This is a genomic window from Pseudomonas sp. ChxA, assembly GCF_030263855.1.
Lineage (GTDB): Bacteria > Pseudomonadota > Gammaproteobacteria > Pseudomonadales > Pseudomonadaceae > Aquipseudomonas > Aquipseudomonas fluorescens_CB.
This window is the reverse complement of the sequence record NZ_JARPMK010000001.1, coordinates 1,600,457-1,620,587: the sequence shown is the minus strand read 5'-3', so window position 1 is coordinate 1,620,587 and position 20,131 is coordinate 1,600,457. Positions and strand designations below refer to the sequence as shown.

Annotated in this window: 19 protein-coding genes and 1 pseudogene; 10 read left to right on the top strand and 10 right to left on the bottom strand. The window is 60.8% G+C overall.

Annotated elements, in window-relative coordinates; genetic code table 11:
- Positions 1-225: 225 nt before the first annotated feature.
- Positions 226-1,353 (top strand): glycerophosphodiester phosphodiesterase, encoded by a 1,128-nt coding sequence (locus tag P5706_RS07225; protein WP_285678859.1) that lies wholly within the window; start codon positions 226-228, stop codon positions 1,351-1,353.
- The gene (locus P5706_RS07220; protein WP_285678858.1) at positions 1,354-2,031 is read left to right on the top strand and encodes an AraC family transcriptional regulator; all 678 of its coding nucleotides are present in this window, start codon (positions 1,354-1,356) and stop codon (positions 2,029-2,031) included.
- On the opposite strand, the gene P5706_RS07215 is transcribed toward P5706_RS07220, so the two are convergent.
- Positions 2,023-2,886 (bottom strand): sterol desaturase family protein, encoded by an 864-nt coding sequence (locus P5706_RS07215; RefSeq protein WP_285678857.1) that lies wholly within the window; start codon positions 2,884-2,886, stop codon positions 2,023-2,025. The genes P5706_RS07220 and P5706_RS07215 overlap by 9 nt on opposite strands.
- A gap of 154 nt (positions 2,887-3,040) precedes the next feature.
- Between P5706_RS07215 and P5706_RS07210 the strand changes: the two genes are divergently transcribed.
- The 4 genes from P5706_RS07210 (at position 3,041) to P5706_RS07195 (ending at position 7,913) form a co-directional block, all read left to right on the top strand.
- Positions 3,041-3,346 carry a PepSY domain-containing protein gene (locus P5706_RS07210; RefSeq protein ID WP_017137880.1) on the top strand — a complete coding sequence of 102 codons (306 nt, stop codon included), beginning with the start codon at positions 3,041-3,043 and terminating at the stop codon, positions 3,344-3,346.
- A gap of 185 nt (positions 3,347-3,531) precedes the next feature.
- Entirely contained in the window at positions 3,532-4,704 is a 1,173-nt protein-coding gene (locus tag P5706_RS07205; protein WP_285678856.1) for a GAF domain-containing sensor histidine kinase, read from the top strand.
- A gap of 100 nt (positions 4,705-4,804) precedes the next feature.
- On the top strand, positions 4,805-5,827 hold the full coding sequence (locus tag P5706_RS07200) for a transporter (protein ID WP_200434529.1): 1,023 nt from the start codon (positions 4,805-4,807) through the stop codon (positions 5,825-5,827).
- A gap of 469 nt (positions 5,828-6,296) precedes the next feature.
- On the top strand, positions 6,297-7,913 hold the full coding sequence (locus P5706_RS07195; protein ID WP_285678855.1) for an inorganic phosphate transporter: 1,617 nt from the start codon (positions 6,297-6,299) through the stop codon (positions 7,911-7,913).
- A 123-nt stretch (positions 7,914-8,036) separates the two neighbouring features.
- On the opposite strand, the gene P5706_RS07190 is transcribed toward P5706_RS07195, so the two are convergent.
- The 3 genes and pseudogenes from P5706_RS07190 to P5706_RS07180 form a co-directional block, all read right to left on the bottom strand.
- Positions 8,037-9,011 carry a 5-oxoprolinase subunit C family protein gene (locus P5706_RS07190; protein ID WP_285678854.1) on the bottom strand — a complete coding sequence of 325 codons (975 nt, stop codon included), beginning with the start codon at positions 9,009-9,011 and terminating at the stop codon, positions 8,037-8,039.
- Positions 9,008-9,886: pseudogene (locus P5706_RS07185) on the bottom strand (5-oxoprolinase subunit B family protein). Before P5706_RS07185 ends, P5706_RS07190 begins: the two are co-directional and overlap by 4 nt.
- Before the next feature lie 340 nt (positions 9,887-10,226).
- Positions 10,227-11,009, bottom strand: coding sequence for a 5-oxoprolinase subunit PxpA (locus P5706_RS07180; protein WP_200434533.1), 783 nt, complete (start codon positions 11,007-11,009; stop codon positions 10,227-10,229).
- 219 nt (positions 11,010-11,228) lie between these two features.
- On the opposite strand from P5706_RS07180, the gene P5706_RS07175 reads away from it, so the two are divergent.
- Positions 11,229-12,146: a LysR family transcriptional regulator gene (locus P5706_RS07175; RefSeq protein ID WP_017137886.1), complete on the top strand. Its 918-nt coding sequence runs from the start codon at positions 11,229-11,231 to the stop codon at positions 12,144-12,146.
- On the opposite strand, the gene P5706_RS07170 is transcribed toward P5706_RS07175, so the two are convergent.
- Complete coding sequence (locus P5706_RS07170) at positions 12,143-13,039, bottom strand: LysR family transcriptional regulator (RefSeq protein WP_285678853.1); 897 nt, start codon at positions 13,037-13,039, stop codon at positions 12,143-12,145. The two genes, P5706_RS07175 and P5706_RS07170, sit on opposite strands and share 4 nt — an antisense overlap.
- A gap of 106 nt (positions 13,040-13,145) precedes the next feature.
- Here P5706_RS07170 and P5706_RS07165 point away from each other — a divergent pair, with 106 nt between their 5' ends.
- Both P5706_RS07165 and P5706_RS07160 read left to right on the top strand, forming a co-directional pair.
- Positions 13,146-13,904, top strand: coding sequence for an SDR family NAD(P)-dependent oxidoreductase (locus tag P5706_RS07165; RefSeq protein WP_285678852.1), 759 nt, complete (start codon positions 13,146-13,148; stop codon positions 13,902-13,904).
- A 50-nt stretch (positions 13,905-13,954) separates the two neighbouring features.
- On the top strand, positions 13,955-14,860 hold the full coding sequence (locus P5706_RS07160; protein WP_285678851.1) for a LysR family transcriptional regulator: 906 nt from the start codon (positions 13,955-13,957) through the stop codon (positions 14,858-14,860).
- Here P5706_RS07160 and P5706_RS07155 read toward each other — a convergent pair.
- Positions 14,847-15,287 (bottom strand): multidrug/biocide efflux PACE transporter, encoded by a 441-nt coding sequence (locus tag P5706_RS07155; protein ID WP_200434539.1) that lies wholly within the window; start codon positions 15,285-15,287, stop codon positions 14,847-14,849. The two genes, P5706_RS07160 and P5706_RS07155, sit on opposite strands and share 14 nt — an antisense overlap.
- An 88-nt stretch (positions 15,288-15,375) precedes the next feature.
- On the opposite strand from P5706_RS07155, the gene P5706_RS07150 reads away from it, so the two are divergent.
- The gene (locus tag P5706_RS07150; protein ID WP_138814147.1) at positions 15,376-16,230 is read left to right on the top strand and encodes a LysR family transcriptional regulator; all 855 of its coding nucleotides are present in this window, start codon (positions 15,376-15,378) and stop codon (positions 16,228-16,230) included.
- Between the two features lie 1,220 nt (positions 16,231-17,450).
- Here P5706_RS07150 and P5706_RS07145 read toward each other — a convergent pair.
- From P5706_RS07145 to P5706_RS07130, 4 genes are read right to left on the bottom strand one after another with little or no spacing between them, the layout of a single operon-like run.
- Positions 17,451-18,674 carry an RNA polymerase sigma factor gene (locus P5706_RS07145; RefSeq protein ID WP_285678850.1) on the bottom strand — a complete coding sequence of 408 codons (1,224 nt, stop codon included), beginning with the start codon at positions 18,672-18,674 and terminating at the stop codon, positions 17,451-17,453.
- The gene (locus P5706_RS07140; RefSeq protein ID WP_285678849.1) at positions 18,671-19,147 is read right to left on the bottom strand and encodes an SRPBCC family protein; all 477 of its coding nucleotides are present in this window, start codon (positions 19,145-19,147) and stop codon (positions 18,671-18,673) included. The genes P5706_RS07145 and P5706_RS07140 overlap by 4 nt, the downstream gene beginning before the upstream one ends.
- A gap of 31 nt (positions 19,148-19,178) precedes the next feature.
- Positions 19,179-19,523: a YciI family protein gene (locus P5706_RS07135; protein ID WP_200433412.1), complete on the bottom strand. Its 345-nt coding sequence runs from the start codon at positions 19,521-19,523 to the stop codon at positions 19,179-19,181.
- Between the two features lie 42 nt (positions 19,524-19,565).
- Positions 19,566-19,985 carry a YybH family protein gene (locus P5706_RS07130; RefSeq protein WP_285678848.1) on the bottom strand — a complete coding sequence of 140 codons (420 nt, stop codon included), beginning with the start codon at positions 19,983-19,985 and terminating at the stop codon, positions 19,566-19,568.
- Positions 19,986-20,131: the final 146 nt, after the last annotated feature.

The window sequence follows — 20,131 nt, the reverse complement described above, 5'->3', positions numbered from 1 at the left end:
CTCACTGAAAAGTCCCATGGGGACTGGAAAGATGGTTTACACGCGTGGCAGAAATTGCTGCCCTCTAACGGGGCAGCTTCGGCCAAGAATACTGCAACGCAGCACAAAAAAACCCACAAAAATGCCTCGTGAGTACCTTAATGTCGGTTTGGTGATAGCGCCTTTCGCAATCAATTGTTAAAAAGGACGCCTTCTCAAAGTTACCTCCACGAAAGGACTTCGCATATGCCTGTCACGTTTACCAAGAGCGCCCTGCTGCTCGCTCTGATGCTCGGCCTTGGTCAGGCACAGGCTGCCGACCCGATCAGCCCGGCTGAAATGGCGACAAACGAAGGCATTCCGTACCCGGCTGTCATTGCTCACCGTGGCGCATCCTACGACGCCCCCGAATCCACCGCCGCGTCCTACAAGCTCGCCCGCGACCTGGGTGCCGACTACCTGGAAATGGACCTGCAACGCAGTAAAGACGGCGTGCTGTTCGCCTTGCACGACAACAACCTGCAACGCACCACCGACGTGGCCACCAAGTTCCCCGAGCGTAAAGACGCCCCGGCCAACGAGTTCACCTGGGCCGAACTGCGCACCCTGGACGCCGGCAGCTGGTTCAACGCCGCTTACCCGGACCGCGCCCGCCCGGCGTTTGTTGGCCTGAAAATCCAGAGCCTGGACGAGATCATCAAGATCGCCGAAGGCAACCCGCAGCACAAACCAGGCCTGTACATCGAGACCAAGGAGCCCAAGCAGTTCCCGGGCATCGAAGCCGACCTGAAAAACAAGCTGCTGGATAAAGGCTGGTTGAGCTCCGCCGGTTCCAAGCTGGGCAAGAGCAACACCGGCGTGGGCCAGGGCAAAGGCCGCGTGGTGCTGCAAACGTTTGAAAAAGACAGCTTGAAAGAGCTGCAAAAAGAAATGCCCAACACCCCGAAAATCCTGCTGTTGTGGGTTGGCCCAGGCAGCATTGAGCCTAAATCGGCACAAACCTTCGCTGAGTCCGGCGAAACGACCAAGGCCGCCTACTACGCCAAGCAAGAGCCAAAAGACGCCGCCGAGTTCGAAAAATGGGTGGACGAAGCCAAGAGCCTCGGCGCCATCGGCACCGGCCCTTCGGCCGAGCTGACCAACCATGGCGACCAGAGCTACACCGACCTGGTGAAGCCTGAAATGAACAAGCTGACCCACGACAAAGGCCTGCTGGTGCACGTCTACACCGTCGATGAGCCGGTGGACTTCGAAAAAGTCATGAAGGCCGGCGTTGACGGCATCTTCACCAACCGCGCCGCCGAACTGCTGAAGTTCTACAAGCGCTGGCCTTCGTCGAGCGTGCAAGACCTGCTCAAGGACAACGGCTACTGAGTGAAACCCGAATGGTCAGGTCGCCTGTGGTTGGGGCATGACTACGGCCTGATCTTCGGCGAGCTGGGGCGCACCGCGCCCCATGCGCACTATGCCCATCAGTTGATGCTGTGCCCCGGCAAGCCGGTCACGGTCAGCCTCGATGGCCGTGTCACCACGGCCCATCGCCTGTTTATCCCCTCGCGCCACCCCCACGCCCTTCTCGCCAGCGACGGCGACGTGCTGGTGTTGTATGCCGAACCTGCCACCTTTGCGGCCCAGCCCCTTGAGCATCTGTTGCTCAATGCGCAGCCGTGCCTGGAGAAACTGCAATTGCAATTGGGCCAGTTACCCCGGCGCGCCCTCGTCGACCCGCGCCTGGAACGTGCCCTCTCGGCCCTGGATCAACAGCTTGCCGGCAAGGTTTCAGCCCAGGCATTAGCCCACGCCGCGCACCTTTCATTAAGCCAATTGGAACGATTGTTCACCCATCAGTTGGGCGTACCCGTGCGCCGCCTGGTGGTATGGCGGCGCCTGCGTGTGGCGCTGCAAGTGGCCCTCGGCGGCAGCACGTTGACCGAGGCCGCCCACGCTGCGGGGTTCGCCGACTCGGCGCATTTTTCTCGGACCATGAAGCAGTTGTTTGGCGTGACGGCCGGCGCGACATTACGTCAGCTGGACGTGCGGCTGCTAACGTAGCGCGTCCGGCAACCGCGGTTCCTGGCTCAGACGCGTCGGCATGAACGGGTCACGTAACTGCGCCGCATAGGCCACCGGGAAATCCGGCCGGCTGCCAATGCCCAGGTCGCCAGGGCCCATGTGATAGTGCTCGCGATAAAACGCCGTGCCCAACAGCCAGTCCCACAGGTTGAAGAACAAACCGAAATTCACATCCCCGGCCCGCCCGTACTTCATGTGATGGAAGCGATGCACCGGCGCCCAGGCGAACACCCAACGTAGTGGCCCTAAACGCATATCGACGTTGGAGTGCTGCAACAACAGCTGGATCGCAATCGCCAGGGCCAGCAACTGCGCGACCTCAACAGGAATCCCCAGCAGCACCAGCGGCAACAAGCCCGCCGTCGCCTCCAGCATCTGATGCAAAGGGTGTTTCATCAGCCCATTGAACCCATAGAGCCGCTGCACGCTGTGGTGTACCGCATGCAGGCGCCAGAGCGGCGCAATACGGTGGCTGGCGTAATGCATCAGGGTTATGCCGGCATCAGCCAATACGATCGACAGCAGCAGTTGTGCCCACACCGGCCAGTTGCGCGGCCAAATGCCTTCGAACGCCAGCAGGGCCGTGAGCCCCGGCAGAATCAACAGGCCCAGGGCGTTAAGGCTCTCGTTGACCAACGCGTGGAGCGTATCCCGGCGCCGATCCCCGAGGCTGCGATTCCATTGCGGCTCATAGGGCAGCCATTGTTCCATCACAAATGACACGGCGACGGCTGTCGCAAACACCACCACCAGCCAACCGGGTTGCCAAAGCCCCCAGGCTAAAAAGCCCACCAGCAATACAGGCGCATAAAGCCAAGCCACTAAACGTTTCATCCGAGTCTCCCTTCCAGTGAGCCCCCAGCATGAAACCCTCCGCACGCGGCGAATTGAACAAACGGCGCAACCGTTTGAAATAATTAAGGGTGAATTAAGTTGCGCTGGATAACCTGAGGCCACTTAAACAGCTCACCGAAGAAGGACACACACCATGAAAACCCTGACTGCCCTGTTTGCCGCCACCGCCCTGACCCTGACTGCCGGCTTGGCCCAGGCGGATGTTCGCCCGGATCACATTGAAGGTTTGCTCAAGTCCGGCGCCGTGATGCCGTTCGAAAAACTCAACGCCGCCGCCGTGGCCAAGCACGCCGGTGCCAGCATCACTGACACCGAGCTGGACCACAAAAATGGTGTATTGGTGTACGAAGTTGACCTGACCGACACCGCCGGCAAACGGTTTGAAGTGAAGCTCGACGCCAAGACCGGCGCCGTGCTGGAAGACAAGCTGGACACTTGATTATTTGATCGAAAAAAACCGCGCCACCTCAGGGTGGCGCGGTTTTTTTATGCCTGCTCGCCTGCCAAATGCAGAAAAGGTATCCAGATAGTTAATGAAATTACACCTACAAAGCACAAGGTCGCTAGAATCCCTTTAATTAACCTGAGCCGAACGCTCACCACCTTTCGTATCGAGATCGCTGCATGGGGCAAAAAGCCGCCGACATCGCCACCATCGGCCGCATCAGTGCGGTACCTGCGATGCTCCAAGTCATCAGTGACATGACCGGCCTGCGCTTTGCCGCCGTGGCCCGGGTGACCGACGACACCTGGACCGCCTGCGCCGTGCTCGACCAACTGGCGTTCGGCCTGGGCGTTGGCGGCGAACTCGACCTGACCACCACCATTTGCCATGAAATTCGTGGCTCCCACGTGTCGGTGGTGATCGACAAGGCCAGCGAAGACCCGCTTTACCACGACCACCGCACCCCGCGCATGTACCACTTTGAAAGTTACATCTCCGTGCCGGTATTTCGCACCGACGGGCGTTTTTTCGGCACCATCTGCGCCCTCGACCCCAACCCGGCCCCGCTGCGCAGCAGCAGTATTCAATCGACCATGGAGTCGTTTGCCCGCGTACTGTCGCTGCAGATTGAAGCCGAAGAGGCCTTGCAGCACACCGAAGCGCAACTGCAGGAAGAACGCAGCACCGCCGAGTTGCGCGAGCAATTTATCGCTGTGCTGGGGCATGACCTGCGCAACCCGCTGTTCGCGATCAATTTCGGCGCCGAGCGCTTGCTGCGCAAACACCCGGACCCCGCCACCGACACGCTCATACGCCATATCCTCAGCAGTGGCCGGCGCGCCGCGCAATTGGTCGAGGATGTGCTGGACTTCGCCCGTGGCCGCATGGGCAGTGGCATCCCGTTGCACCTCAAAGACTGCCAGGACCTGCAGGCCGCTTTGCAGCATGTGGTGTCCGAAGTGCAAAGTGTTCACCCGCAGCGGCTGATCCAGGCCGATATCGGTGACCTGCGTGGCGTGTATGGTGACCGCGATCGACTGGCGCAATTGCTCTCCAACCTGGTGGCCAACGCCATTCATCACGGCAGCCATGACGGCCCGGTGCATGTCACGGCGCAGATCGAGCATGACCAGTTCACCTTGGCCGTCAAAAACCCCGGCCAGATCGACGCACTCGCCCTGCCCCGCCTCTTTGAGCCCTATGCGCGACCGCTTAAAGACACCCCGCAAGCCGGCCTGGGCCTGGGTTTATATATCGTCAAGCAGATTGCCGATGCCCACGGCGGGCAGCTTACGGTGTCGTCCTGCGAGCAAACCGGCACCCAGTTCACCTTCAGTTTGAAAATACGCTGAGCAAGTTTTCAAACTGTCACAAAATCGTCATCCCGCCTTGCAATGATTCGCCCACGCGAACCTGTGAAACGTCCTACAGGCGCTTTCTCTGCGAGCCTCCATGAACCACAGCATCGACCACAGCCACCAGGATCCAGATCTGTTTGGCTTGCTTTACGGTTTTCGTTTCCGGCCCGGTGAAAAGGGCGAGCAGATTGATTCAGCGACCGCGCTGGCCGCGTTAAAAGCACCGCAAGACCCGGATGAGTTCCTGTGGCTGCACCTGAACCTGGCCCACGCCGCCTGCGAGCGCTGGATGCAGGCCAACCTCGCATTGCCGGACGAGTTTTTCGAAGCTCTGCATGAAGGCTCGCGCTCCACGCGTATCGAACACGTCGACTCGGCCTTGCTGGCGGTGGTAAACGACGTGGTGTTCAATTTCAGCAGCATGGTTTCCTCGGATATCTCCACGCTGTGGGTCTGCGCCCGTAGCCGTTTGCTGGTGAGCGCACGCCTGCAACCGTTGCACTCGGTGGATAAATTGCGCTCGTCGGTGAAGGCCGGTGAACGCTTCCGTTCGCCACTGGAACTGCTGGTGCATCTGTTGCGCGACCAAGGTGAAGTGCTGACGCAGATCGTGCGCAAGACCAGCCTGAGCGTCGACCATATCGAAGACCAGTTACTGTCCTCACGCCTGTCCACCAACCGCGCTGAACTGGGGGCTGCGCGCCGGGTGCTGGTGCGCCTGCAACGCCTGCTGGCACTGGAGCCGGGCTCGCTGCTGCGCCTGCTCAACCGCCCGCCGCAGTGGCTGCAAAAAGAGGACGTGAAGGAGTTGCGCAAATCCACCGAGGAGTTTGCGCTGATCATCAACGACCTCATGGCCCTGGGCGAGCGCATCAAGCTGTTGCAGGAAGAAATCGCCGCCAACCTCAACGAACAAAGCAACCGCACGCTGTTCACCCTCACGGTGGTGACGGTGTTGGCGCTGCCGATCAATATCATCGCCGGTTTTTTTGGCATGAACGTGGGCGGCGTGCCGCTTTCCACCGACCCGGAAGGGTTCTGGATCCTGGTGGCGCTGGTGGCGACGTTTACCTTGATCGCCGGACGCTGGGCATTCCGTAAACGCAAAGACTACTAACCCTGAAATGCAGTCAAAATGTGGGAGCTGGCTTGCCTGCGATAGCTATCTACCAGCCAACTTTTTATTGCCTGATGCACCGCTATCGCAGCCTTTTGAAGGCCACCACACTCTCCTGTGGCGAGCAGGCTTGTCCTGCGTTGGGCTGCGAAGCGGCCCAGTCAGGACACCGCAATTTTCCTGAACGTACTCAGTGTCTGGGTTGGGGGCCGCTTCGCAGCCCAACGCAGGACAAACCTGCTCGCCACAACAACCCACTTGCCACAGACTTGGTGTTAACCGGTTGTGTAGATACTTATGGCTATCGCAGGCAAGCCAGCTCCCACATTGATTGCACTCTGACATTAGCCTTCTGGTGTTTTATAGATCAGCGGTAGCCTCAATTCCCTAAACACTGACCTACCGCAGCATCTCTGTAACATTCTGCAATGATCATCAGGAGCATCCTCCCCACACTGGATGCTCCGGCATGGCCACCCCTTCCCTGACCGCTTCCAACACCGCCTCACACGCAGACCCCAAACCCCGGCTGGATAAAAAACCCGGCCTGCTCACGGTGATCATTTTCTTCGCCGTGCTCGCCATGGGCCTGTTGTTCACCGCCTACAGCCTGATGCATGACATGCACGAACTGGGCACGGTGGTTACCACCTGGACGCCGTTCCTGCTGCTGGGTGTGGCGCTGTTGATCGCCCTGGGCTTTGAGTTCGTCAATGGTTTCCACGACACCGCCAACGCCGTGGCGACGGTGATCTACACCAACTCGCTGCCGCCACATTTTGCGGTGGTGTGGTCGGGCTTTTTCAACTTCCTCGGCGTGCTGCTCTCCAGCGGCGCGGTGGCGTTCGGCATCATCGCCTTGTTGCCGGTCGAGCTGATTTTGCAGGTCGGTTCCTCGGCTGGCTTCGCCATGATCTTTGCGCTGCTGATCGCGGCGATCCTGTGGAACCTCGGCACCTGGTGGCTGGGCCTGCCAGCCTCGTCGTCACACACCCTGATTGGCTCGATCATCGGCGTCGGCGTGGCCAATGCCCTGATGCACGGACGGGATGGCACCAGCGGTGTGGATTGGGGCCAGGCCACCAAGATCGGTTATGCCCTGCTGCTGTCGCCGCTGATCGGTTTTGCGTTTGCCGCCCTGCTGTTGCTGGCGCTGCGCGCCTTTGTCAAAAACCGCTCGCTGTACAAGGCTCCCAAGGGCGACACCCCGCCGCCATGGTGGATTCGCGGTGCATTGATCGCCACCTGCACCGGTGTGTCGTTCGCACACGGCTCCAACGATGGGCAAAAAGGCATGGGCCTGATCATGCTGATCCTGGTCGGTACGCTGCCGATGGCCTACGCGCTGAACCGCACCATGCCCGCCGAGCAGTCATTGCAGTTTGCTGCGGTGGCTGAAGTGACCCAAGTGGCACTGGTGAAAAGCGCACCACAAGTATTATCGGGCGACCCACGGCCGATTCTCTCGACCTATGTACGCACCAAAGAAGCCACCCCGGAACTGGTGCCGGCCCTCGCCGCCCTCGCCGGCCAGATTGGTGACGAAGTAAAAGGCTACGGTTCCCTGGCCAAAGTCCCCGCTGAAGCCGTAGGCAACGTGCGCAACGACATGTACCTGACCAGTGAAACCATCCGCCTGATGGACAAGGACAAGCTCGGCAACTTCGACGCCGACACCCAAGGCAAGCTCAAACTGTTCAAAGACCAGATCGACGCGTCCACGCGCTTTATCCCACTGTGGGTGAAGATCGCCGTGGCCATCGCGCTCGGGCTGGGCACCATGGTCGGCTGGAAACGTATCGTGGTCACGGTGGGCGAAAAAATCGGCAAGACGCACCTGACTTACGCCCAGGGCGCTTCAGCCGAGACGGTGGCAATGCTGACCATCGGTGCGGCGGATATGTTCGGATTACCAGTGTCGACCACCCATGTATTGTCGTCCGGTGTGGCGGGGACCATGGTCGCCAATGGCGGCGGCTTGCAGATGAAGACCATCCGCAATCTGCTGATGGCCTGGGTGCTGACCTTGCCGGCGGCGATTCTGCTGTCGGGCAGCCTGTACTGGCTGTTCACCAAACTGTTCTGACCTCGGTGGGAGCTGGCTTGCCTGCGATGGCATCACCTCGGTTCAACTGACAGACCGAGGCGCTTGCATCGCAGGCAAGCCAGCTCCCACACAAACCTGTTTCCACATGGGTTTTAGGATATGTCAGTGGTTGAAGAGCCCAGCCATGGCCTTCAAGCGCTTTTTGTAGATCCGCCGCGCCTCCAATGCTTCCTCCAATGTCACCGCCACAAACCCCGCCCGCTGGTTCGGCTGCATCTGCCCGATCAAGTCCAGGTCCGCACTGATCACCGTGCCGATCATCGCGTAGCCGCCACCCGACACCGCATCGCGGTGCAGCACAATCGGTTCCAACCCGGCTGGCACCTGGATCGAACCGATCGGGTAGCAACTGTCGACGATATTCGACGGATCCGAGCCCGCACCAAACGGTTGTTCGCGCGGCTGAAAACTCAAGGCGCTGCCGCCCTTGAAGCGATAGCCGATGCGATCCGCCTCGGAGCCTACTGTCCACGGCTCGGCGAAAAAGCTGCTTTTTGCCGCATCCGTCAGGCGCTCGTAATACAGCCCTGGCACCACGCGCAAGGTCACATCGCCACCCACCGAACGGCGCAAGGCCATCGGTAAGCTATTGCCCGCGCGGCCTGTTCCACTGGCGTCGCCGATCGGCAGTTCATCGCCTTCCTGCAAGCGCCGCCCTTCAAACCCACCGAGCGCGCCAAGGGTGTACGTCGAGCGGCTGCCGAGCACCAGCGGCACGTCGATGCCACCGGCCACCGCCAGGTACGTGCGCGCGCCGGCCTTGGGAAACTCAAAGCGCAGCACCTGCCCGGCACGCACCTGGAAGGCGGTGTCCTGATGCACCACCTCGCCGTCCAGGCGCGGCGACATCAGCGCGCCACTGAGCGCCACCAATGCATCCTGGCGAAACTCCAGTTCCGGGCCGATCAGCGTGCATTCCAGACCCGCCGCACCGGCTGGGTTACCGACCAAATGGTTGGCCGCACTCAACGCGTACTGGTCCAGGGCGCCCGAAGGCGGGATGCCCAAGTGGTAATAACCTTCACGGCCCAAGTCCTGCACAGAAGTGGCGAGGCCGGGTTTAAGCACCTTGATCATGCCAGCGCCTCCTGCAGGGTTTTCGGGTAGCCGATGGGGTCGGCAAGAAACGCATCCAGGGAAAATTCCACCGGGCGGATACGCAAGTCGAAACGCCCGGCCTCCACTTCGGCCACCGCCAGGTCGAAGGCGTCGCGGTCCATCGGTTTGAACTGCACGATGTCACCGGGGCGGAAGAACACCATGTGTTCCTTGAGGTAAGCCAACTGCTGCGCCGGGTCGTAGATCGGCGCCGGGGTTACGCCAAACATCTGGTAACCACCCGCGCCGCGTACCGAGTAAATGCAACCGAAACAGCCGCCATGGCCGAGGGTCAGTTTGGGTGTGTCGGTGCGCGGGCGCAGGTACTTGGGCACCTGCAATTGCCGCTCGCGCTCGACCATCTGGAACATGAACGGTAAGCCCGCGACGAAGCCGACCATCGACACAAATCACGGCGCGCCACTGTGGGCGGCGATAAAAGCGTCTACATCGGCCAGGCCGTTGATACGTGCGGCGTATTCCAGGTCGGTGCCGCTGGGGTCTTGGTGGCGGTCGCGAAAGCGCATCAGGGTTTCGTGGGTCCAGGGGTCGTTGTAGAGCACCGGGATTTCGATGATGCGCGTGTGCAAGGTGCGCTCGGCCACCGCCTGGGCTTCGGCGCTTTGCACCGCGTCGAGCAGCACATGCGGCGCGATACGGTCGGGGTCGAAGCGAATCTGGAACGATGCATTGGCCAGGCACACATCCAGCACGCCCTCCAACGCCAGGCGCTCCACGGCGCGGGTCACGGCCATGCCTTTGAAAAAGGCCTCCAGGGACATGCTGTCGCTGACCTCGGCAAACAGATGTTCATCACCGCCGAAGCTGTAGCGGATGGGGGTGGTTTCAGCCATGTCTGTTCCTCTTGGAATCATTGTAGAAAGGCAGGCAAAAAATCAAATGGATGGTCAGCTTATTGCGTTGCGGTTAGCACGCTTATTGTGGTGAGCAGGCTTGTTGTGGCGAGCACGCTTGTTGTGGCGAGCAGGCTTGCCCTGCGCTGGGCTGCGCAGCGGCCCCATCACAGCCAACCGTGCAATTACTGGTAAACCTAGGCCGTATGGTTTCAGGGCCGCTACGCGCCCCAGCGCAGGGCAAGCCTGCTCGCCACAGAAAGCCCACCCATCAGGGCAAGCCTGCTGACCACAGAAAGCCCACCCATCAGGGCAAGTCTGCTAACCACAGAAAGCCCACTCACCCAACATGCCCGTTCAACACGGAGCGCTCGTTGGTCACCACAATGCCCGCTTGATCCAGGGCTTCGCGGGTGGCTTCTACCAACTCAAGCGCGCCGGGCGTGTCGCTGTGCAGGCAGATGGAATCAAATTCGATCAGCAGGTCTTCGCCTTCTACGGTTCGCACCCGCCCAGTCTGACAAGCACGTAGGACGCGTGCCGCTACCGTTGCAGGGTCCAGTGCACGCACATTGCGAGTAAACACAATGGACCCGCTCAGGTCGTACTCACGGTCAGCGTAAAACTCGCGCACCACCGGTTGCCCCAGTTCCTTGGCCACGCGCCAGATCACCGAGTTGGGCATGCAATACAGCAACAGCGTCGGTTCGATGATTTGCAGGTTCTGCACCAGCAGCCGCGCCGCTTCTTCGTCGCGGGCCAGGTGCATATAAAGTGCGCCGTGGGGCTTTATGTGTTGCAAGACCAACCCTTGGGCACGCGCGATTTCGCGCAGGGCACCGAGTTGGTAGAGGATGTCGTCCACCAGTTCCTGGGCCGGGGCGTTGATGTGCCGACGACCGAACCCTACCAGGTCACGAAAGCCCGGATGCGCGCCAATGCCCACGCCCAGTTGCTTGGCGCGTTCGACCGTGCGACGCATGGTGCCGGGGTCGCCGGCGTGGAAGCCGGTGGCGATATTGGCCGAGCTGATATAGGCCATCAGGTCAAAGTCGACGCCATCTCCGATGGTCCAGGGCCCGAAGCCTTCGCCCATGTCCGAATTGAAATCCACTGCCCGCATCGAGGTTGCTCCGCCAAAAGGTGATGGCTGAAAGTAGGCTGGGGCTTGACCCCTTGGGAAGATCTATTATCAGATGGCCCATCTTCTGAAAATCAGATACCCAAAGAGCGTAAAGATCGTTCCCACGCTCTGCGTGGGAATGCAGCCCAGGACGCTCTGCGTCCCAAAGCGTCACAACAGGCGTTACCACGCAGAGCGTGGGAACGATCGGAGAAAGCCATGTCCCTGACCTTGCGCCAAGTGCGCTACTTCGTCGCCACCGCCGAAATCGGCCAGATTTCCCAGGCCGCCATTCACCTGAACATCTCCCAGTCGGCGGTGACCACTGCCATCAAGGAACTGGAGGCCATGCTCGGCGTGCAGTTGTTCGTGCGCTCGGCCCAGGGCATGAACCTCACGGACGCCGGGCGGCATTTTCTCAACCGCGCCTATGTGATCGTGCGCAGCGTGGACGACGCCCTCAACAGCCCACTGCCCGACTACCGCGCCAGCGGCGTATTGCGCGTAGCGGCCAGCTACACGGTGCTGGGTTACTTCCTGCCGCATCACTTGCAACGCATGCAACACTGGCACCCGGACGTAACGATTGACGTCTTCGAGCAGGAGCGCCAGGCCATCGAACACGGCCTGCTCGACGGCCAGTTCGACATGGCCGTGGTGCTCACCGCCAACCTGACTCACGCGGATATCGTCTCGGAAATCCTGTTCAACTCCGAACGCCGCCTATGGCTGCCCAGCCATCACCCGTTGTGCGAACGCGGTGCCGTGAGCCTGGCGGATGTGGCGCAAGAGCCTTATATCCTGCTGACCGTCGACGAAGCCGAGCACAGTGCCATGCGCTACTGGGAACAGGCCGGGCAAACGCCCAACGTGCGGCTGCGCACCAGTTCAGTGGAGGCGGTGCGCAGCATGGTCGCCAATGGCAGCGGCGTGGCGATTTTGTCGGACCTGGTACACCGGCCGTGGTCACTGGAAGGCAAACGCATCGAAACCCTGACCGTCACCGACCCGGTCACGCCCATGAGCGTCGGCCTGGCCTGGCACCGCGAGCGTGCATTTACCCCGGCGATGCAGGCGTTTCGTGACTACTTCCACGACGCCTTCCTGGCGCCGCAGCAGTTGTCGGCGCGGCGTTAAATCCGCGCCTGCAAGGTAGCCGCCAGCCACTCCATAAACACTCGCACCCGCAACGGCAAATGCCGTTGGCCGGCGTAGAGCATGGAGACGTCGAGGGGCGGTGCGAGGTAGTCCCCCAACACCGAAACCAACTCGCCACTGGCCAATAAATCGCGAATACCGAGCAGCGGCACCTGGACAATCCCCAAACCGCCGAGACACGCCGCCTGGTAGGCATCGGTGCTGCTGACGGTCACGCGCCCGGCCATAGCCACGCGCTGCACCTTGTTACCTTGCAGGTATTCAAACCCGGCCGAGCGCGCACCGAGCGGGCGCACGTAGTGCACCAGTTGATGCTGCGCCAGATCGGCAATGGTTTCGGGCACGCCATAACGTTGCAGGTACGCGGGGCTTACGCAGTTGACCATCGGCATGCTGCACACCTTGCGCGCAACCACGCTTTGATCGGGTTGCGCGCCCACGCGCACCACGCAATCAAAGCCTTCAGCAATCACGTCGACCTGGCGATCCGAACTGCTGATTTCCATCTCCACCAGCGGGTGGCGCGCCATGAACGAGGGCAGTTGCGGCATCACCAGGCCGCGCGCCATGGCATTGGGCATGTCCACCCGAATGCGCCCGGCCAATTGCGCTTCATCCTGACGAAACAGGCCTTCGAGCTCTTCCATGTGTGCGAGCAAATCCTTGCTGCGTTCATACAGTACGCGGCCGTCCTGGGTGGCTTGCACAGTGCGCGTGGTGCGCTGCAACAGGCGCGCGCCCAGCAACGTTTCCAGCGCCTGCACATGCTCGGACACGGTGGAACGCGGCAGGCCCAGGCTCTCGCCAGCCTGGGTAAAACTCGACAGCTCGGTGACGCGCACGAAGGTGCGCAACAGCTCAAGTTTGTTCATGGGATTGTTCGCCTTATCCGGCCAGTGATTCCGATATCAGCCTGTTTATCACGTTATGGGCGGACAAATACACTCAGTCCCACTGATCACCCATGAGGACTACCGCATGACTCGTAAAATCGCACTCATCACCGGCGCCAGCCGTGGCCTTGGCAAAAGCGCCGCTTTGCACCTTGCCGCACAAGGCGTGGACATCATCGGCACCTACCACAGCGCCGCAACCGAGGCCCAAGCGGTGGTGGCACAGGTTGAAGCGCTGGGTGGCCGCGCCGCCATGCTGCAACTGGACGTCAGCCAGAGCGGCAGCTTCGATGCTTTTGTCGGGCAAATCGCTACGGTGCTCAAGGACGTTTTCGCCCAGCAACATCTCAATTTTCTGATCAACAACGCGGGCATCGGCGCTCACGCAAGCTTTGCCGAAACCACCGAAGAGCAGTTCGACAAGCTGGTGGCCATTCACTTCAAGGCGCCGTTTTTCCTCACCCAGAAACTGCTGCCGCTGATCAGCGATGGCGGGCGCATCATCAACATCTCCAGCGGCCTGGCGCGGTTCAGCCTGCCTGGCTACGCCGCTTATGCGTCGATGAAAGGCGCCGTGGAAGTGCTGTCGCGTTATCAAGCCAAAGAACTCGGCCCGCGTGGCATCACCGTCAACACCCTCGCACCCGGTGCGATTGCCACCGATTTCAGCGGCGGCGCAGTGCGCGATAACCCACAGCTGAATGCGATGGTTGCCAACAATACTGCCTTGGGCCGTGCCGGCTTGCCGGACGATATCGGCGGCGCGATTTCGATTCTGCTGGCCGATGGCAGCAACTGGATCACCGGGCAACGCATTGAAGCCTCGGGCGGCATGTTTCTGTAAGCATTCTGCGTTAGCATCAATGCCTTCAGATCACTGACGGGCAATCACCGATGAGTTTTGATCCAGGCTTGGCCGGCGGCATGGGCGTATTGGCCGCCGTGGTCGACAGCGGCAGCTTTGCCCGCGCCGCCAACAGCCTGGAGATGACGCCTTCGGGGGTCAGCCGGGCGATTTCCCGCCTGGAGAAACGCCTCGGCATTCGCCTGTTCGACCGCACCACCCGCTCGGTGCAATTGACCGACGAAGGGCGACGTTTCTACCAGCAAATCGCCCCGCTGTTGGCCGGGCTGGAAGAGGCCGCCCATTCGGCGGCCGACAGCGCCCTCACCGTGCGCGGGCGTTTGCGCGTGAACATCGACCCTTATTTTTCGCGGCTGGTACTCGGCCCGGTGCTGGGCAACTTCATGCGCCAATACCCGCAACTGCAACTCGACCTGCACACCCGCGACCAACTCGGCGACCTGGTGGCCGATGGCTTTGACTTGGCCATTCGCTTCGGCATCCCACAATCCTCCTCGCTGATCGCACGCAAACTGATGGAAGTGCGCGTGCTCACCGTGGCCTCCCCTGCCTACCTTGAGCAATACGGCCGACCCACGATCCCGCAAGACCTGGAAACCGGGCACATGTGCCTGGATTTTCGCGACTCGCAAACCGGTCGCCCGTTTGCCTGGGAATTCCACCGGCCCGGCGAGCAGGCGATTGTGCGCACCAGCGGCCGCTTGGTGGTCAACGACGCCAGCACCTTATACAGCGTGTGTGAACACGGGCATGCCGTGGCGCAGATGCTCGACCTCGGCCTGGAGTCGGCGATCAAGGCCGGCAGCCTGGTGGAGCTGTTTCCCGACTGGCCGGACGAGCGTTTCCCGTTGTACGCCTATTACCCGTCGCGGCACTTGCCCGCAGCCAAAGTGCGGGCATTTCTGGAGTTTGTCGCCTCGCTCAAGCTTGGCTAGGCACGCGGGGCTGTACGAATTTTTCCCGCAGCACGTCATACCCCCAGTGGTACACGTAGGTGTACGGCAGGAAGAACAACAGCACGCCGATGTCGAGGATGAAGGCTTCCAACAGGCTGATCTTCATCAGCGCGGCAATCAACGGCACCGCCAGGATGATCAGGCCGCCTTCGAACAACAGCGCATGTACCACGCGGGTCCAGCCGCCGTCGGTCCATTGCAGGCGGGCTTTGAGGCGGTCGAACAGGCTGTTGAAAATCACGTTCCAGCTCAGCGCCAACAGGCTGATGCCCAGAGTCACCGCGCCCATTTCCAGGGCCGGCCGGCCGGTGATCCACACCAGCAAGGGTGTACAGATCAATAAGGCCAGCCCTTCAAAACCAATGGCCTGGCAAACACGTTCAGTAATCGACTTGGTAGGGTTCATGACCCGGCTCCTTGAGTGACGATGGTTGCCATGATTACCCTTTGACTCGATACTTCATAACTAATAACCATCGATAAAGGCGATAGACATGGCCTCCAATGAAGTGCTGCAAGCGTTTGTGCAGGCGGCTACCCAAGGCTCGTTTTCGGCGGCGGCGCGCAAGCTGGGTAAAAGCCAGTCCACCGTCAGCGCGGCGGTGGCGAGCCTGGAGATTGACCTGGATGTGGTGCTGTTTGATCGCAGCAGCCGCAAGCCGACGCTCACGCCAGCCGGCCATGTGCTGTTGCAACGCGCCGAGCAGGTGCTGGAGGCCAGCAGCCGCCTGGAGCTGGCGGCCAGTCAGTTGTCACAGGGTCTGGAACCCAAGCTGACCATCGCCATGTCCGATACTTACCAGTCCGACCGCTTTGAAGTCGCCCTCAAAGCCTTTGAACAGCGCCACCCGGACCTTGAGCTGGAATGCCTGATCGCCGAATGCGAAGACCTGATCGCCCTGGTGCAAAGCGGCCGGGCGCAGATTGCGTTTATCGAAAAACAAGACACTTACCCACCCGACCTGACCGGTGCCCCGGTCGAAGAACGTACCGAAATTGCCCTGTTCGCGGCGCCCACGCACCCGTTGGCCAAGCTGAAGAACATCCCGGCGCAGACCTTGCAGCAACACCGTGAACTGCGCCTGGCCAGCATCATCAACCCGACTGAAACCCGCCCGAGCGGGCGGGTATGGTCGGCACCCAGTTACTTGATGCTGATGGAGATGGCGCAGCTTGGGTTTGGCTGGGCACCGATTCCGCGCTGGTTGGTGGAGCGTTTTGGCGGCGACCACTTGGTCGAACTCAAGGCCCGCAGCTGGCCGCGCTCGGTGGCGGTGGATGCGCTGTGGTCACGGCACCATCCGCCGGGGCCGGCGGGGAGTTGGTTGCTGGGCAAGATGCTGGAGTGATGACCTCCAAACAATGAAGATCAAAACTGTGGGAGCTGGCTTGCCTGCGATGGCGGATTGTCAGCCGACTTTTCTATTGCTGACCCACCGCCATCGCAGCATGGGTATCTACACAACGTTAACGTTGAGGCGGTCTTGGGGCTGGGCGGTTGGGGGGCATATCCGTTTCTGCGGTAACGGCTGAGTAGGGTTCCGCTCTTACAGCGGGTCACTTTTGTAAAGACCGGAATGCCGGCCCAGACAAAAGTAACCAAAAAGTCTTCGCCCCAACACTCGGTGCCTCGCTATGGCTCGGCATGCCCGCAATCCGACAGTGATTTGGGGGGCCGCCGCGATGGGCCATCCTTGGCCCAGCGCGGCTAAACCGGCATCCCTGCCGGTTTACCCCCCAAATCACTGTCGAATTCCGGCCATCGTGTTTAACGGGGCGATTTCAGATCAAGATCACGATCAAAAGCGCAGATCAAAAGACCGCTGACTTCGCCAGCGAAAAGGATGTAAGGGCCAGAGCAACCGCAACAGCAGAGCCGTACTCGGTCAAAGGTGGGAGCTGGCTCGCCTGCGATAGCATCCACTCGGTGTGCCTGATACACCAAGGTGTCTGCATCGCAGGCAAGCCAGCTCCCACAGAAAAGCAGCTCTTCAGTGCATGCAAATCCGCAGCCGACCTCATATTCAAAACTGCATGCCGTCAACTGTGGGAGCGGGCTTGCTCGCGAATGCGGTGGGTCAGTCAACTCATCTGTCACTGACCCACCGCATTCGCGAGCAAGCCCGCTCCCACACTTAAACCGCGTTGCATCAGGTAGATAGGCTTTTGCTTCGCACTTGATCTGGCTTTTGCTTCAACCACTCAGGTCGGCTTTCAGGCCGCCGTGCTGTAGATCTTGATCTTGATCTGCTTTTGATCTGAGACGCCCCGTTAACCACGATGGCCGAACGCAGGCTTGAATCCGTGGGTAACCCGGCAGGACGCCGGGTTAGCCGCGCTGGGCCAAGGATGGCCCATCGCGGCGGCCCACGGATTCAAGCCGGAGTGAGGGCACACCGAGCCTAAGCGAGGTGCCGAGTGGTGGGGCGAGGACCTTTTGGTTACTTTTGCGTCCTTGCAAAAGTTACCCGCTGTAAGAGCGGAACCAATAGCCGCCGTTACCGCAGCAACGGATATGTACACCGACAAACCGCCACAGCAGCCAAGCCAGCTCCGACAGTTTTGATCTTCATTGTGTGGAGGATTTGAGCTCGGCCAGGCGACGTTCGAGGAAGCGTTTTTCCGGCGTTTGCTGGGTGAGTGACAGGGCTTTTTCGTAAGCTTCCCGCGCCTCTTCAACCCGCCCCAACTGCCGGCAAAACTCCCCGCGTGCCGAATGCGCCAGGTGATAATCCAACAATTCCCCGCGCTGCAAGAGCCCCTCCACCAACTGCAACCCCGCCAGCGGCCCCTGCCCCATCGCCACCGCCACAGCGCGGTTCAGCTCGATCACCGGCGACGGCACTTCGCGCAGCAACACATCGTAAAGCCCGACAATCTGCAGCCAGTCCGTGTCCTCAGCCTGGGGCGCTTCGGCATGCACCGCCGCGATCGCCGCCTGCAGGCAATACGGGCCAAAACGCCGTGTGTTCAACGCCTGCTCCACCAGTGCGCAGCCTTCAGCAATCAAGGACGCGTCCCACACTGCGCGGTTCTGTTCATGCAATAACACCAACTCACCGTCGGCCGAGGTGCGCGTTGCTCGGCGCGATTCATGCAACAGCATCAGCGCCAGCAAGCCCATCACTTCCGGCTCTGGCAGCAACTCCAGCAGCAAACGCCCCAAACGAATGGCTTCGCGGGTCAGGTCTTCGCGGGTGAGGTCGGCGCCCATGGACGCCGAATAGCCTTCGTTGAACACCAGGTAAACCACGCGCAGCACGCTGTCCAGACGCTCGGGCAACGCGTCCAGGGTAGGCACTTGGTAGGGGATTTTCGCTTCGCGGATCTTGCCCTTGGCGCGCACGATGCGCTGGGCGATGGTGGTGGGCGTGGCCAGAAAGGCGCGGGCGATTTCTTCGGTGGTAAGGTCGCAGATCTCACGCAAGGTCAGCGCCGCCTGGGCGTCAGGCGCCAACGCCGGGTGGCAGCAGGTAAAAATCAGGCGCAGGCGGTCGTCTTCCACGTCTTCCTCACTCCAGTCAGCCGCTTCCAGCGCGTCGGCCTGCTCCTGCAGTAACGGGGTAAAACGTGCCTGTCGGCGCAAGCGGTCGATGGCTTTGAAGCGGCCAGTAGAAACCAGCCAGGCCCGTGGGTTAGCCGGCACGCCGTCTTGCGGCCAGCTTTGCAGCGCAATAAAAAACGCCTCGTGCAGCGCCTCTTCAGCCAAGTCGAAATCACCCAGCAAGCGAATCAGCGTGGCCAGTACGCGGCGTGATTCGCTGCGGTAAATCGCCTCGACCTGCGGGGTCAATCGGGCATGCCTTGGGTCACCAGCGTCACCAGGCGGTCGAGGCTCTGGCCCCAGCCATCATGAAAACCCATGGCTTTGTGGGCCTGCTTATCGGCTTCGCTCCAATGCATGGCGCGGGCGGTGTACTGGGTCTTGCCGTCGACGGCTTCGAAGGTCACTTCGGCGGTCATGAACGGCTTGCCCGACGGGACCCAGCCCGGCGCATAGGCATCGGTAAATACCAGCCGACTCGGCGCTTCGATTTCCAGGAACACGCCAGAGGTCGGGTACTCGGCGCCATCCGGCGCGCGCATCAAGGTGCGAAACAGGCCACCGACCCACAGGTTCATTTCGCACTCCGGCGTGGTCATGCCGTGTGGCCCCCACCATTGCTGCAACAGCTCGGGCGTGGTCCAGGCGCGAAACACCTTGCTTGGCGGTGCGTCGATCAGACGGCTGATGGACAGTTCAAATTCAGCGGGTTGGGTATTCATGGGTAAACCTCCTGTCTTGTGGTTGTTGTGTTCAGAGATTCAATTCACGCACGGGGCGCACTTCCACACTGCCGACCCGCGCCGCCGGTATACCGCCAGCCACCTGAAGCGCTTCATTCAAGTCCTTGGCCTCGATCAGGTAAAACCCGGCGAGTTGCTCCTTGGTTTCGGCGAACGGCCCGTCGGTGATCGACAGCTTGCCATTACGCATGCGCACGGTGGTGGCAGTGCTCACCGACTCCAACGGCTCGGCGGCGAGCATCCGGCCGCTGGCCTGGATGGCCTCGGCGTAGGCAAGACACTCCGGGTCCGCAGGGCTGTCGGGCGAGGTGTGCAGCACCTCTTCGTTGCTGTAGATCAGGCAGAGGTATTTCATGGTGCTCTCCGTTTTCGGACTACTGACTATAGTTCGTGGCGGTCAAGGTTTCAGGTCGAACAATGCCGTGCCGCTTTCCATGTCGAAAGGCGCCGACCAGTGCTCATGCACCACCTTCCACTGCCCGTTGATGCGCTGGTAGCAGGCGGTCACGCGCATCCAGCACGCCTTCACCACACCATCCGGCCCGGCGCCGCCGCAGTGCGCCAGCCAGTGGGCAAACGCGCTGTCTGGCGCCTCGACGATATGCAGCTCATGAAACTCGAAAATACCCGGGCCGGGGCAATGCTTCATGCATTCATCCCAATGGGCGCGGTAGGCGGCTTTACCTTTGAATTGCAGTGCGGTAACGGCGTCGAACGAGACGATATCGTCGGCGTAATAGCTGACAATTTTGTCGATATCACGGGCCAGTACGGCTTGCTTCCATTGCTCGATCAGGCGGTTGATTGCAGTGCTCATGGCGATACTCCTGGGGGTTGGAAATCACAAAGGACACCCCTAGTCGAATGGCCTTTGGGCAAATCGACACACCGTTGAAAAATAATTTCGCCTGCGCCAAACCCGCTAGAATCCCCGCCTCTTTGTAGGATTTCGGATGCGCCCCC

Excerpts from the sequence above, each read along its gene's own strand:
- P5706_RS07225 (WP_285678859.1), top strand. The coding sequence starts at position 226 with ATGCCTGTCACGTTTACCAAGAGCGCCCTGCTGCTCGCTCTGATGCTC.
- P5706_RS07215 (WP_285678857.1), bottom strand. The coding sequence starts at position 2,886 with ATGAAACGTTTAGTGGCTTGGCTTTATGCGCCTGTATTGCTGGTGGGC.
- P5706_RS07210 (WP_017137880.1), top strand. The coding sequence starts at position 3,041 with ATGAAAACCCTGACTGCCCTGTTTGCCGCCACCGCCCTGACCCTGACT.
- P5706_RS07205 (WP_285678856.1), top strand. The coding sequence starts at position 3,532 with ATGGGGCAAAAAGCCGCCGACATCGCCACCATCGGCCGCATCAGTGCG.
- P5706_RS07200 (WP_200434529.1), top strand. The coding sequence starts at position 4,805 with ATGAACCACAGCATCGACCACAGCCACCAGGATCCAGATCTGTTTGGC.
- P5706_RS07195 (WP_285678855.1), top strand. The coding sequence starts at position 6,297 with ATGGCCACCCCTTCCCTGACCGCTTCCAACACCGCCTCACACGCAGAC.
- P5706_RS07190 (WP_285678854.1), bottom strand. The coding sequence starts at position 9,011 with ATGATCAAGGTGCTTAAACCCGGCCTCGCCACTTCTGTGCAGGACTTG.
- P5706_RS07180 (WP_200434533.1), bottom strand. The coding sequence starts at position 11,009 with ATGCGGGCAGTGGATTTCAATTCGGACATGGGCGAAGGCTTCGGGCCC.
- P5706_RS07175 (WP_017137886.1), top strand. The coding sequence starts at position 11,229 with ATGTCCCTGACCTTGCGCCAAGTGCGCTACTTCGTCGCCACCGCCGAA.
- P5706_RS07170 (WP_285678853.1), bottom strand. The coding sequence starts at position 13,039 with ATGAACAAACTTGAGCTGTTGCGCACCTTCGTGCGCGTCACCGAGCTG.
- P5706_RS07165 (WP_285678852.1), top strand. The coding sequence starts at position 13,146 with ATGACTCGTAAAATCGCACTCATCACCGGCGCCAGCCGTGGCCTTGGC.
- P5706_RS07160 (WP_285678851.1), top strand. The coding sequence starts at position 13,955 with ATGAGTTTTGATCCAGGCTTGGCCGGCGGCATGGGCGTATTGGCCGCC.
- P5706_RS07155 (WP_200434539.1), bottom strand. The coding sequence starts at position 15,287 with ATGAACCCTACCAAGTCGATTACTGAACGTGTTTGCCAGGCCATTGGT.
- P5706_RS07150 (WP_138814147.1), top strand. The coding sequence starts at position 15,376 with ATGGCCTCCAATGAAGTGCTGCAAGCGTTTGTGCAGGCGGCTACCCAA.
- P5706_RS07140 (WP_285678849.1), bottom strand. The coding sequence starts at position 19,147 with ATGAATACCCAACCCGCTGAATTTGAACTGTCCATCAGCCGTCTGATC.
- P5706_RS07135 (WP_200433412.1), bottom strand. The coding sequence starts at position 19,523 with ATGAAATACCTCTGCCTGATCTACAGCAACGAAGAGGTGCTGCACACC.
- P5706_RS07130 (WP_285678848.1), bottom strand. The coding sequence starts at position 19,985 with ATGAGCACTGCAATCAACCGCCTGATCGAGCAATGGAAGCAAGCCGTA.